Below are 12,435 nucleotides of genomic sequence, written 5' to 3' on the forward strand. Positions count from 1 at the left end.
TTAGGTGTTGAACAGGAAGTGCATCACATCGCCATCCTTGACGATATAGGCCTTGCCCTCGGCGCGCATCTTGCCCGCCTCTTTGGCCGCCTGTTCACCACCCAACGTCACAAAGTCATCATAGGCGATGGTTTCGGCACGGATAAACCCGCGTTCAAAGTCGCCATGGATGACACCGGCGGCTTGCGGGGCCGAGGTACCTTCCTTGATCGTCCAAGCGCGGGCCTCTTTCGGGCCGACAGTGAAATATGTTTGCAGATGCAAGAGTTCATAGCCGGCACGGATCAACCGATCCAACCCTGCTTCTTCCAGCCCCATTTCCTCTAGGAACATAGCGGCTTCTTCAGCCTCAAGCTGGCTGATCTCTTCCTCGATACGGGCCGAGATCACCACATGGGAGTTGCCCTGTGCTGCGGCCATTTCGGCCACGCGGGCGGACTGGCTGTTGCCTTTGCCTGCGCTGTCTTCTTCGACGTTGCAGACATAAAGCACCGGCTTGGTCGTCAGTAGTTGCAGCATTTTCCATTGCTTGGCGTCATCGGGGTCCACATCAACGGTGCGGGCCGGTTTGCCATCCTCCAACGCCGCCTGCGCCATTTCCAGCAAGCGCACCTGCTGGACCGCCTCTTTGTCGCCGCCACGTACTTTGCGCACGAGGTTCTGCAAACGCTTCTCAATGCTCTCCAGATCAGCGAGCATCAATTCGGTTTCGATCACCTCGGCATCTTCGACAGGGTCAACCCGGCCCTCGACGTGGGTGATATCGTCATCCTCGAAACAGCGCAGCACATGGGCGATGGCATCACACTCACGGATATTGGCCAGAAACTGGTTGCCCAGACCCTCGCCCTTGCTGGCACCTTTCACAAGACCCGCGATATCCACGAATGTCATGCGCGTCGGAATGATCTGCTTGGACGAGGCAATCGCCGCCAGCTTGTCCAGCCGTGCATCAGGCACCGCCACATCGCCGACATTGGGTTCAATCGTACAGAACGGGAAATTGGCCGCCTGCGCCGCCGCTGTCTTGGTCAGCGCATTAAACAAGGTCGATTTGCCCACATTCGGCAAACCCACAATACCCATCTTGAAACCCATCACGGCTCTCCTTTGAACGTTATGGCGCTTCTAGGCGGCGCGCGTCCTCTGCGCAAGCCACATGGGATCGTCACTCAGCCATTGATTTTCCGCCCCCCATCAAGCAAACCAAGCCAAGTTTGCAGACCGGGGACAACGATGAGCAGAATCGACGCCAAATTCGCGCAGTTGCGTGCAGAGAACAAAAAAGCTTTCGTGGCTTATGTGATGGCGGGTGATCCTGACTATGACACCGGTCTTGAGGTCGTCAAAGGCCTGCCTGCTGCGGGTGTAGATATCATCGAACTGGGCATGCCCTTTACCGATCCGATGGCTGATGGCCCCACGATCCAGCTGGCCGGTCAGCGCGCGCTTGAAGGCGGGCAGACGCTTGAAAAAACGCTGCAATACGCCCGCGAACTGCGTAAGACAGACGACACAACCCCGATTGTGATGATGGGCTATTACAACCCGATCTATTCGCGCGGTGTTGATACGTTCTTGGCGGACGCCAAGGCAGCCGGCATTGACGGGCTGATCATCGTTGATCTGCCCCCCGAAGAAGATGACGAATTGTGCATCCCTGCGCAAAAGATGGGGATCAACTTCATCCGTCTGGCCACCCCAACAACAGATAACAAACGCCTGCCCAAGGTGCTCGAGAATACCTCGGGCTTTGTCTATTATGTTTCGGTCACTGGCATCACCGGCGCTGCCGCCGCACAAGCTGATGAAGTCGGCCCCGAGGTAGCGCGCATTAAATCTCAGACCGACCTGCCTGTGATCGTGGGCTTCGGCATCAAAACGCCGGACGCTGCCGAAGCCATCGCCAGCATCGCGGATGGTGCTGTTGTCGGCTCAGCCATCGTTGAAAAGATCGCGGCGGGTAAAAGCGTGGCTGACGTTCTTGCCTTTGTGAAATCGCTGGCGGATGGCGCGCACCGCGGTTAGGCGCGCTTTGATCCACATCAACGATGCCCCTTGCGTGAACGCCTTAAATCGGTAACAAATAATTACCAATTTAAGGAATTCGGCATGCCTGTCATCACAACCATCGCGGACCTGAAGCGGCTGCATAAACGCCGCACACCCAAGATGTTCTACGACTACGCCGAAAGCGGCAGTTGGACCGAACAGACGTTCCGCGAAAACACATCCGATTTCGATCAGATCAGGTTCAAGCAACGGGTGGCGGTGGATATGACCAATCGCAACACAGCCAGCCAGATGATCGGTCAGGATGTTGCGATGCCAGTGGCGCTCGCCCCTGTTGGACTGACGGGCATGCAATGTGCAGACGGCGAGATCAAAGCCGCCCGCGCGGCCGGAAAATTCGGCGTCCCGTTCACGCTGTCCACCATGTCGATTTGCTCGATCGAGGATGTGGCGGAAAACACCACCAACCCGTTCTGGTTTCAGGTCTACACGCTCAAAGACGATGACTTTATGAAGCGTCTCTTTGACCGCGCACGTGCCGCCAAATGTTCGGCCATCGTGATTACGCTGGACCTGCAGATTATGGGCCAGCGCCACAAGGACCTGAAAAACGGTCTCTCCGCACCCCCTAAATTCACCGCCGCCAGCATCGCCGATCTTGCCACAAAATGGGGTTGGGGCATCGAGATGCTGCAAACCAAACGCCGCTTCTTTGGCAACATCGTCGGACACGCTCAGGGGGTCACAGACCCCTCATCGCTTGCATCCTGGATTGCAGAGGCCTTTGATCACGCCTTGGACTGGGACCGCGTCGCGCAACTGATGAAGATGTGGGATGGTCCCGTGATTTTGAAAGGGATTATGGATGCCGATGACGCGCGCAAAGCGGCCGAATTAGGCGCAGATGCGATCATTGTTTCCAATCACGGTGGTCGTCAGTTGGATGGCGCATTGTCGTCCATCCGCGCCTTGCCTGCGATCATGGATGCGGTGGGTGACAAGGTTGAAGTGCATCTCGATAGCGGCATCCGATCAGGCCAAGACGTTCTGAAGGCGCTCGCGATGGGGGCCAAGGGCACCTATATCGGGCGCGCCTTCGTCAACGGACTGGGGGCGATGGGCGAAAAAGGTGTGACCAGCGCGCTGGAAGTGATCCACAAAGAGCTTGATCTGACGATGGCGCTTTGCGGTCGGCGCGATGTGAATACGCTCGACAAGGATATCCTGCTGATACCGCAGGATTTTGAAGGGCGTTGGCGGTAAGGCGAATGATATCAGCCACAAATCCCACATGGGAAGGCGTTGAATCCAGCTGCGCGTAATATGTCACAAGACTATGGAAATGTTATCTATTTTCAGGATGGAACCCAACCCTGTGAGCGCGGCAACACGACCTATGTGGCCGGTGGTATTCTGGCCGCGCTTCTGATTGCAGCCGCCGTTGGCCAAGAAGGCGCTCACTGGCAGCGCCCGCTGTGCGGTAACAGCCAACTTTAAATCATGCCGGTTAGAGAAATTCCCCACCAGACACCTAGGATTCGGTTACGCGCGGTGCTAGCGTCTCGCAAGCGCAGCGGAGTGTCGTATTTTGCTGCGTTAGGAAGTGTTAACGAGTTAGGAACACCTGATGTTAAAGAAAATGACAGCTCTCGCAGCTGCAACTGCCCTCTGCGCCTCCACGGCTTTTGCTGGCGGCCTCTCACCCGAAATCACCGAAGCGGCACCAGCCGAACCGGCGCCCGCCGCGTCTTCCATTAGCCCGACCTATATTTTGTTGGGCGTGGTTGCGTTGCTTTTGATCGCCGCGACGATTGACGATGATGACAGTGAGGAAGAACCCAGACTGGAAAAAGAACCGCAGCAGCCCGGGTGATGCCTGCACTCTGTGCAGGATGACCATGCTGTCCGACGCCGCGAGCGCGTAAAGATAGCCATAAACGGCCGGCACTCCTGAAAGGATGTCGGCCTGTTTTATTCCTGGATGGCTGTCAAAGCCTTCCAAACGATTACGATCATCTGACCGGAAGCCTTTTGGCAAAGATGGCGATGGGAACCACTGACAGCAGCAAAACCGCAACTGCCACAAAGGCCACTCGCAGCCCAAAGGCATCAGAGAGCAATCCCATGAGCACCGGGGCAAAGAAGAACCCCGAAAACCCGATCACGGCTGTCCGGCTGATCGCTTCGGTGCGCAGATGCGGCGCGACCAGTTTACCCACCAATGCGAGGCCCATCGGCCCGATGACCGATACGCCAAGACCCAGAACACCAAAGCCGATATAGGCCACGAACGGCGTCGGTGCCAAAGCCGCGACAACAGCGCCAATTGCCGAGATTGCAGCCGCCCCGATGACGACCGGAATTTCGCGCAACCGCTCGGCCACGACTTGTCCGGAAAATCGCCCGATCGCCATGGTGATCCCCAACATTGCAGGACCCAATGCGCCTTCGGCCGCACCACCACCCAGCGTGCGTTCAACATGCAGCGCCGACCACGCCTCAACCGTGGCCTCGGACATGAAGGCCACCAGCACAATCGCGCCGCACAAGATAATCGGCCAGAGCGGATAGGCCCCCGCATAACCCTCTTCCGCGTCCACATAGGTCACATCCATCCGCATCATCGGCAGCAGAAGGATGGCAATGACACCGAACCCTGCAAACACGGGTGCCGGTGGCAACCCGGCTTCGCGGGTCGCACCAACGATCAATGCGCCCACCGCGTAAGCCACAGAAAACATCGCATGGTTGGCGTTCATCAAAGGCCGGTTATGGCGCGCTTCAAGTTCACTGACCCGCGCGTTCATCACCACATCAAGCAGCCCCGAGGCTAAACCAACCAGCGCCATCGAAAGCGCAAACACCAAAGGCACAGTAACCTGACCGGGGAAAAGCCAAGCGAAGGCCAACAGGGCCGCCCCTACCTGCATGGCGCGCGACCCCAAGATCCGGTCCGCACGCGGGGCCAGCCACATGGACGATACCAGCCCCGTAGCCGAGCCCAAAAGCAAAGCACCGAATAGCGCGTCAGATGCCCCCAATTGCGCTTTGATCACCGGAACATAGGCGGCGAAACAGCCCCAGAACATGCCGATGACGACAAAGGCGGTGGCAGGGCGGCGGGACAGGGACAGGGCGTTCAAAATCGACATGGCGCCATGCCTGCATTGCAAACCAAACCAAAGCAAGTTTCAAAGTAGACACGCGCGCAAAAAGTACCTTTCCAAACGGGCGAATCCCTTCTATACGGCGGGCTTCATCGGGCTCGGACACCCTTGGAGGCGGGCCCCTACATTATTGGAGAATTACTATGGCTGCTAAGGTCCAAGATCTTAACGCCAAGGTACGCGCGGGGACAGGCAAGGGGGCCGCCCGCCAAGCTCGCCGTGATGGCGACGTACCTGGCATTGTTTATGGTGGTGGCGCAGAGCCCCAATCCATCAGCATCCCTTTCAACTACCTTCTGACAAAACTGCGCAAGGGTGGCTTTATGTCCACGCTGCACAACCTCAAGATCGAAGGTCAGGATGACGTGCGCGTCATTTGCCGTGGCGTTCAGCGCGACGTGGTCAAGGACCTGCCAACACACATCGACCTGATGCGCCTCAAGCGCACAAGCCGTGTGAAGATCTTTATCCCTGTTGAGTTCATCAACGCGGATACATGCCCCGGCGTGAAAAAAGGTGGCGTTCTGACAGTTGTGCGCAACGAAGTCGAACTTGACGTTCTGGCCGGCGATATCCCCGAGCACATCACAGTTGATCTGGCCGACGTACAAATCGGTGACACCATTTCGATCAGCAACGTGACACTGCCTGAAGGTGCAACACCTGCAATCACAGATCGTGACTTCGTGATTGCCAACGTATCAGCACCACGTGCCCTGCTGGCAGACGACGGCGACGATGAAGAAGTTGCAGCGGACGAAGTGCCGACAACGTCTGACGACGCAGAGTAATAAGCCACAGCGAACAATCGCTCGTGCGATAAGGGCATCCCAAACGGGGTGCCCTTTTTGGTTTTTGCGTGCAAGGTCAGGACACTCTGGCGCTGCACTGCGGCATACTGTAAGTTGGGCCTATGAAATTGCTTGTTGGCCTTGGAAATCCCGGCGCGAAATACGCCCAGAACCGTCATAATATTGGGTTTATGGCGATGGACCGCATTGCCACCGATCACGGTTTCAGCAGCTGGCGGTCAAAATTTCAGGGCCAGACCTGCGAAGGCCGTCTTGGGTCCGAAAAGGTTACGCTGCTCAAGCCCGAGACATTCATGAACCTTTCGGGGCAATCCGTGGGCGAGGCGATGCGCTATCTCAAGCTCGCCCCCGATGACATTATCGTCTTTCACGACGAGCTCGATCTGGCCCCCGGCAAGGTTCGGTTAAAAACCGGTGGTGGCCATGCGGGGCACAACGGCCTGCGGTCGATCCATGGCCATATCGGACCGGACTATGACCGTGTGCGCATGGGCATCGGGCATCCGGGACACAAAGACGCCGTGGCCGGCTATGTGCTACGTGATTTCCCCAAGGCCGATGCAGAATGGCTTGATGACGAATTGCGCGGGATCAGTGACGGGATCGCGGAATTGATCGCGGGCGATGGTGGCAAGTTCCTCAATGCCATCGCCTTACGCGTGGCCCCGCCGCGATCCTCGAAATCGACACCAAAGACGGCCAAGCCCAGCCCCGAACCAGAGCCCGCACCCGACAACCGCTCGGCCATGCAAAAGCTTGTGGATCGCTTTCGGTGACACCCGCCGCGATCCAAGAGGCATTTCTATATCAGTCAAAGGCCTGCATCAGCCTCGGCTCACCTTTTATGGGGCGGCTGATGGCGCTTTGTGCCGCGATGGACTGGCCTGCAGGGTTGGTCACCGACCGCATTTTTGCATGGCAGGGCGATATCAGCCCGCGCGGGCAATCCGTACCGCTGCGTCTTGCCGGTGCGCTGCACGCCCTGCATTTGCAGGGGCACGCGGGGCTTGGTACGGTTTACCCACCGCAAGACGCCACCGATGCCGCCCTTTGGAATGCCGTCAGTACTGCGCTGGTGTCCGAGGCTGCGCATATCAACACATGGCTTGATGGCGCACCACAAACCAACGAGGTGCGGCGCGCGACGACGCTGATAGCCGTCGGTCATCTTCTGGCAGAGCGTTTCGGCCTGCCACTGCGCACATCCGAACTGGGGGCAAGCGGCGGGTTGAACCTGCATTGGGATGCCTACGCGCTCGCAATTCGGGATCAGAAGTTCGGTGCGGATGACCCTGCACTGACGCTTTCACCGGAGTGGCACGGGCCACTTCCGCCTGCGGCAAAACCACATGTCACTTCACGCGGCGGCGTTGATATCAACCCGCTTGATCCGCACAGTCCGGCAGATGCGTTGCGTCTGCAGGCCTACCTCTGGGCGGACCAACCAGAACGGTTGGACCTCACACGTGCTGCAATCGGCGCAGCACAGACCCCAGTCGATAAAGGTGATGCGATTGATTGGCTTGCGCCACGCCTTGCCCATGTGCCCGGTCAGACGCATCTGATCTACAGCACGGTCGCATGGCAGTACTTTCCGGCCGAAAAACAGGCACTCGGCACCGATCTGATCGCAGCGGCCGGCGCAACAGCGACCCAAAACACGCCCTTGGCATGGTTCAGCATGGAAAACGACGGCGGCACAAAGGGTGCAGCGCTGACACTGCGAATTTGGCCCGGTGATGTGACGCTTCACCTTGGCCGTGCCGATTTTCACGGACGCTGGGTGGAGTGGACCGCAACCTGACGCCGCACCCCATGGCAAATGCCGCAGAAACGACTAAGTTAGTGAGACGATCAGAAAGGCAGCGTACCCATGGAAAAAGACCCCTCCTTCAATGTTCTCGGAAGTGCGCTCGCGCCCTGTTCGACCGACCCGATGACAGGGTTCTTTCGCAACGGGGCTTGCGACACCTGCGCCACCGATCACGGCAGTCACACGGTTTGCGCCGTCATGACGGATGAGTTCCTTGCGTTTTCCAAATACGTCGGCAACGACCTCAGCACACCGCGGCTAGAGTTCGGCTTTCCGGGGCTGAAGGCAGGGGATGGGTGGTGCCTCTGTGCCAGCCGCTTTCTACAAGCCCATGAGGAAGGCTGTGCGCCACAAGTGAACCTGCATGCGACCCATGTGCGGGCTCTCGAAATCGTACCAATCGACGTTCTGCACGCGAATGCGACCCCCGATCAGAAAACCTGATCAGGCCTTGGCCATCAGATCATCAATAAAGAGGCTCATAAGCTGGGTGCGCCCGCTGACACCGGCCTTGCGGTAAATGGCGTTTGTCTGGGCCTTGATGGTACCCTCGCTGACCGCGCGCAGGCCTGCGATCTCTTGGGTCGACATGCCCTTTAGGGCAAAGAGTGCCACATCCCGTTCCGCCGGGGTCAATTCCCACGCGCTAAAGCGTTCTTCCAGAACATCCATAAAGGCGCCCGACGCCAAACGAAGCTGATCTTCAACAACAGCATTGCGTTCCATCGTCCGCCGCAAGGTGAACCAGCCAAAACCAACCCCGAGCAAAAGACCCAGCGCTGCGCCGAGTTCCACCAGTTCATAAAGTTGCCAACTCAGCGGGCTGATCCCGAGGATTGATGCAAGGATGCGCGACACAAAGAAAATAGCGCAGAGGAACTGCACCATTACGATCATGACAATGGCCACCTGACCTTTTAGCAAATGCGCTTCCTTTGCTCAGAGCAGACTAGTCGTCATCATCGTCATCATCGTCATCATCGTCATCATCGTCGTCATCGTCATCATCGTCGTCGTCGTCATCATCGTCATCGTCGTCATCGTCGTCGTCGTCATCATCATCGTCATCGTCATCATCGTCGTCATCATCGTCATCGTCGTTCGTGCCCGAACCCCCACTGGCCGAACTGTCGGGATTGAAAAGCCGCGGACCCTCGTCATCCTCGTCGCGCCAGTAGTCGCGCAGGATTTCCCCGGTTTGCGGGTTGAAGACAAGCTCACGGCGCAGATCGTCACGTATTGCGGTCACGCGCACACGGCCAAGCCATGTGCGTTGCAATGTGATTTCTGAAAACCCTTGATTGCGCAGTTGCGATACGATCTGATCCTGTACGGACTGCGCCGCTGCGAGTTGGGGTGTCCCCGCAAGCGCAAGGCAAATAACGATCTTCCTCAACATGCGGAATGCCCCCATTCACGTCCGAACATCTGTTTTTCGTGCGACATTGCCAACCTCACCATCGACCACCAGCGCATATCCAATATCGGAACACCGGTTCGCAGGATAAGCATAGCCTGCCAAACGAGTCGGGCATATTGATAAAGCGTTTACTTTGAATACAGCAGACATGGCAAAGAGCGCCTAAACCAAAGTTTAGGCGCTTATAACCTAGGCCTTCATGTCAAAGCCAAGGTGTTTGGCTACGGTAAAGATATCTTTATCCCCGCGCCCGCACATATTCATCACCAGCAGGTGGTCTTTGGGCAGGTCGGGTGCAATCTTCATCACATGGGCAAGGGCGTGGGACGGCTCCAACGCCGGAATGATGCCCTCCAGCGCACAGCAAAGCTGGAATGCCTCCAATGCCTCAGAATCAGTGATGGCCACATATTGCGCGCGGCCGATATCATGCAGCCAGGCATGTTCCGGACCGATGCCGGGGTAATCAAGACCGGCCGAGATGCTGAAGCCCTCAAGGATTTGCCCCACATCATCCTGCAAAAGATAAGTGCGGTTGCCATGCAAGACCCCCGGGCGCCCGCCCGTCAAAGAGGCACAGTGCTCCATTTTGGCGTTCACACCTTTGCCACCGGCCTCGACGCCGATGATGTTGACTTCTTTGTCGTCAAGGAACGGGTAAAACAGGCCCATCGCATTCGAGCCACCACCGATTGCCGCAATCAGGGTGTCAGGCAGACGGCCCTCGGCGGCCTGCATCTGCTCTTTGGTTTCCTGACCAATAATCGCCTGAAAATCGCGGACCATCGCAGGGTACGGGTGCGGGCCGGCCACCGTGCCAATACAATAGAAGGTGTCGCGCACGTTGGTCACCCAGTCGCGCAGCGCATCATTCATTGCATCTTTCAGGGTGCCACGACCGGATGTCACGGCCACAACCTCTGCGCCAAGAAGGCGCATACGGAACACGTTGGGGGCCTGACGCTCGACATCATGTGCGCCCATATAGACCACACATTTCAGACCGAATTTCGCACAGACCGTGGCCGTTGCAACACCGTGCTGGCCTGCACCTGTCTCGGCAATGATGCGGGTCTTGCCCATGCGGCGGGCCAGAATGATCTGGCCCAGCACATTGTTGATTTTATGCGCGCCCGTGTGGTTCAACTCGTCGCGCTTCATGTAGATCTTCGCACCACCGAGATGCGCAGTCAGGCGCTCGGCGTGGTAAAGCGGACTGGGACGACCAACATAATGGGTCCAGAGATCGTGCATTTCGGCCCAGAACGTCTCATCAGTTTTGGCGTGCTCGTACTGCGCTTCCAATTCGAGGATCAGCGGCATCAGCGTCTCGGACACGAAACGTCCGCCGAAATCGCCGAAACGGCCCTTTTCGTCGGGACCCGTCATGAAGCTGTTGAAAAGATCGTTGGCCATAGGACACCTGCTTTATTTGTGCCCGCCAGACCTAACGATTCTTCTCAGAATGGTAAAGCGACCATCAGGTCGCAGACTTTCATCGAAAGTCTGAAAACAAATCCTTCATAAGGATTTGCCCACAATTCCTGACACAGGAATTGGCTATCCAACCACAACTTTCACAGGTTCAGCATTGCAGAACACGATAATCTGTCCTGCGTTTTCAACGGCGGAATATCCACGACGTCTGATTTCCGCTGCGAACGCGTCGCGCCCTACCATCCGTTCCATATCGCGCACCTTGCGCCGGACCACGCCACCATCGCGCGCCGATTGAGACGAAAACAGATGCCGAAACCATGCTTCGGGCGAGAGGGGAAGAATCGCGTGCTGCATGCCCGCAGCATCCGTCCTTTTGGTAAATACCGCCTTAATCCGCCTGCGCTGCCGTACAAAACGCAGCAATCAGCGCAGCATCTTTGACGCCCGGCGTGGATTCGACTCCTGACGACACATCAACCTGCGTGGCCCCTGTCAGCGCAATCGCCTCACCGACCGTCTGCGGCGTCAAACCACCGGCCAGCATCCATGGCACAGGCCAGCGGCGCCCCGCAATCAAACGCCAGTCAAAGGACAAACCGTTCCCGCCCGGCAGATCCGCGTCCTTAGGCGGCTTGGCATCGACAAGGATCTGATCCGCAACACGGGCATAGCTATCCAATGCCGCCAGATCGCTTTCATCAGCGACACCAACCGCCTTCATCACAGGCAGCCCATATCGGGCCCGAATTTCTGACACCCGCTCGGGTGTTTCATGTCCATGCAATTGCAGGATATCCAGCGGGACATGTGCCGTGATCTCATCAAGCAGCGCGTTATCCGCATCAACCACCAGCGCGACCTTGGCCACACCGGCCGGCACAGCCAGCGCAAGTGTCGCCGCCTCTGCGATCGTCACATTGCGTGGTGATTTCGGAAAGAACACGAGACCCACATAAGCAGCCCCGGCATCCACAGCCGCTTGGAGCGCGGCAACATCACGAAGCCCGCAGATTTTGACCCGCGTCTGGCGCGGCATCAGCCTGTCTTTTCAAGCAATGCCAGAACGTCATCGCCGTCTTTGCCGGTTCCCGCAGCGCCGCGCAGCTGTGCCACCTCACGCTTGAGCGCTTCGACTTCACGCGCTTTGCCGCGCGCATCAGACCGGATGCGATATTCGCGCACCCATTCCCACAGGAACCCGATCATCAGACCGGCACCCACTGCAATAAAGATCACGACGAACAAAGGCAGCTGGATATCAGGCGCCAGACCCAGCAAGTCACCGACCGCCTCAGGCATGGCGCGCAGGGTGACGACATCACGATTGGCAAGCCCAATCAGGATAAGACAAAGGCCGACGATGGCCCAGAATGCATAGCGAATGGTTTTCATGAAGAAAGCATACCGCAGTTCAGCGGCGCGGTGAACTGCAATTCCGCGCCACGCGTTTCAATTCTGTAAAAGCCCTGTGAGGGTCTAGTTGCCGTTCAGCCGGTCGCGCAGCAGCTTGCCTGTCTTGAAAAAGGGCACATGCTTTTCTTCGACTTCGACCGCTTCACCGGTCCGGGGATTGCGGCCAATCCGTTGGTCACGTTTCTTGACAGAAAATGCGCCGAACCCGCGCAGCTCAACCCGGTCACCACGCGCCATCGCTTCGATGATCTCTTCAAAAATCGTATTCACAATCTTTTCGACATCGCGTTGATAAAGATGCGGGTTCTCGTCGGCGAGTTTCTGGATCAGTTCGGAACGGATCATAATTTGGCCTCC

At 57.6% G+C, this 12,435-nt stretch carries 17 protein-coding genes; 7 read left to right on the forward strand and 10 right to left on the reverse strand.

The window, feature by feature from the left end:
* Window positions 1-1,098 (reverse strand): redox-regulated ATPase YchF, encoded by a 1,098-nt coding sequence (ychF, locus tag B0B09_RS08375; protein WP_076659177.1) that lies wholly within the window; start codon window positions 1,096-1,098, stop codon window positions 1-3.
* Between the two features lie 138 nt (window positions 1,099-1,236).
* Here ychF and trpA point away from each other — a divergent pair, with 138 nt between their 5' ends.
* From trpA to B0B09_RS17935, 3 genes are all read left to right on the forward strand, one after another.
* Window positions 1,237-2,028 (forward strand): tryptophan synthase subunit alpha, encoded by a 792-nt coding sequence (trpA, locus tag B0B09_RS08380; protein ID WP_076659178.1) that lies wholly within the window; start codon window positions 1,237-1,239, stop codon window positions 2,026-2,028.
* An 84-nt stretch (window positions 2,029-2,112) separates the two neighbouring features.
* A complete protein-coding gene (locus tag B0B09_RS08385; RefSeq protein ID WP_076659179.1) occupies window positions 2,113-3,276 on the forward strand; it encodes an alpha-hydroxy acid oxidase in 1,164 nt (387 codons plus the stop codon).
* A 60-nt stretch (window positions 3,277-3,336) separates the two neighbouring features.
* Entirely contained in the window at window positions 3,337-3,510 is a 174-nt protein-coding gene (locus B0B09_RS17935; RefSeq protein ID WP_165689310.1) for a hypothetical protein, read from the forward strand.
* Between the two features lie 202 nt (window positions 3,511-3,712).
* Here B0B09_RS17935 and B0B09_RS18060 read toward each other — a convergent pair whose 3' ends face one another.
* Both B0B09_RS18060 and B0B09_RS08395 read right to left on the reverse strand, forming a co-directional pair.
* Entirely contained in the window at window positions 3,713-4,015 is a 303-nt protein-coding gene (locus tag B0B09_RS18060; protein ID WP_207552140.1) for a hypothetical protein, read from the reverse strand.
* 10 nt (window positions 4,016-4,025) lie between these two features.
* Window positions 4,026-5,165, reverse strand: a complete 1,140-nt coding sequence (locus tag B0B09_RS08395) for an MFS transporter (protein WP_076659181.1) — start codon at window positions 5,163-5,165, stop codon at window positions 4,026-4,028.
* 158 nt (window positions 5,166-5,323) lie between these two features.
* On the opposite strand from B0B09_RS08395, the gene B0B09_RS08400 reads away from it, so the two are divergent.
* The 4 genes from B0B09_RS08400 (at window position 5,324) to B0B09_RS08415 (ending at window position 8,249) form a co-directional block, all read left to right on the forward strand.
* Window positions 5,324-5,971, forward strand: a complete 648-nt coding sequence (locus tag B0B09_RS08400) for a 50S ribosomal protein L25/general stress protein Ctc (RefSeq protein ID WP_076659182.1) — start codon at window positions 5,324-5,326, stop codon at window positions 5,969-5,971.
* A gap of 122 nt (window positions 5,972-6,093) precedes the next feature.
* A complete protein-coding gene (gene pth, locus B0B09_RS08405) occupies window positions 6,094-6,768 on the forward strand; it encodes an aminoacyl-tRNA hydrolase (RefSeq protein WP_076659183.1) in 675 nt (224 codons plus the stop codon).
* Window positions 6,765-7,796, forward strand: coding sequence for a DUF2332 domain-containing protein (locus tag B0B09_RS08410; protein WP_076659184.1), 1,032 nt, complete (start codon window positions 6,765-6,767; stop codon window positions 7,794-7,796). The genes pth and B0B09_RS08410 overlap by 4 nt, the downstream gene beginning before the upstream one ends.
* A gap of 69 nt (window positions 7,797-7,865) precedes the next feature.
* The gene (locus B0B09_RS08415) at window positions 7,866-8,249 is read left to right on the forward strand and encodes a DUF2237 family protein (protein ID WP_076659185.1); all 384 of its coding nucleotides are present in this window, start codon (window positions 7,866-7,868) and stop codon (window positions 8,247-8,249) included.
* Here B0B09_RS08415 and B0B09_RS08420 read toward each other — a convergent pair whose 3' ends face one another.
* The 7 genes from B0B09_RS08420 to ihfB all read right to left on the reverse strand — a co-directional run bounded on the left by B0B09_RS08420 (window position 8,250) and on the right by ihfB (window position 12,423).
* Window positions 8,250-8,702: a helix-turn-helix transcriptional regulator gene (locus tag B0B09_RS08420; RefSeq protein ID WP_076659865.1), complete on the reverse strand. Its 453-nt coding sequence runs from the start codon at window positions 8,700-8,702 to the stop codon at window positions 8,250-8,252.
* Window positions 8,703-8,754: 52 nt separating this feature from the next.
* Window positions 8,755-9,204 (reverse strand): PepSY domain-containing protein, encoded by a 450-nt coding sequence (locus B0B09_RS17625; protein WP_131825013.1) that lies wholly within the window; start codon window positions 9,202-9,204, stop codon window positions 8,755-8,757.
* Window positions 9,205-9,414: 210 nt separating this feature from the next.
* Window positions 9,415-10,641, reverse strand: coding sequence for a tryptophan synthase subunit beta (trpB, locus tag B0B09_RS08425; RefSeq protein WP_076659186.1), 1,227 nt, complete (start codon window positions 10,639-10,641; stop codon window positions 9,415-9,417).
* Between the two features lie 144 nt (window positions 10,642-10,785).
* Complete coding sequence (locus tag B0B09_RS08430; protein WP_055294723.1) at window positions 10,786-11,019, reverse strand: hypothetical protein; 234 nt, start codon at window positions 11,017-11,019, stop codon at window positions 10,786-10,788.
* Window positions 11,020-11,053: 34 nt separating this feature from the next.
* Window positions 11,054-11,701 carry a phosphoribosylanthranilate isomerase gene (locus tag B0B09_RS08435; RefSeq protein ID WP_076659187.1) on the reverse strand — a complete coding sequence of 216 codons (648 nt, stop codon included), beginning with the start codon at window positions 11,699-11,701 and terminating at the stop codon, window positions 11,054-11,056.
* Entirely contained in the window at window positions 11,701-12,057 is a 357-nt protein-coding gene (locus B0B09_RS08440) for a lipopolysaccharide assembly protein LapA domain-containing protein (RefSeq protein WP_076659188.1), read from the reverse strand. The genes B0B09_RS08435 and B0B09_RS08440 overlap by 1 nt, the downstream gene beginning before the upstream one ends.
* Before the next feature lie 84 nt (window positions 12,058-12,141).
* Window positions 12,142-12,423 (reverse strand): integration host factor subunit beta, encoded by a 282-nt coding sequence (gene ihfB / locus B0B09_RS08445; protein WP_055294323.1) that lies wholly within the window; start codon window positions 12,421-12,423, stop codon window positions 12,142-12,144.
* Window positions 12,424-12,435: the final 12 nt, after the last annotated feature.

The sequence above is a fragment of the Yoonia rosea genome (genome assembly GCF_900156505.1).
Taxonomy (GTDB): domain Bacteria; phylum Pseudomonadota; class Alphaproteobacteria; order Rhodobacterales; family Rhodobacteraceae; genus Yoonia; species Yoonia rosea.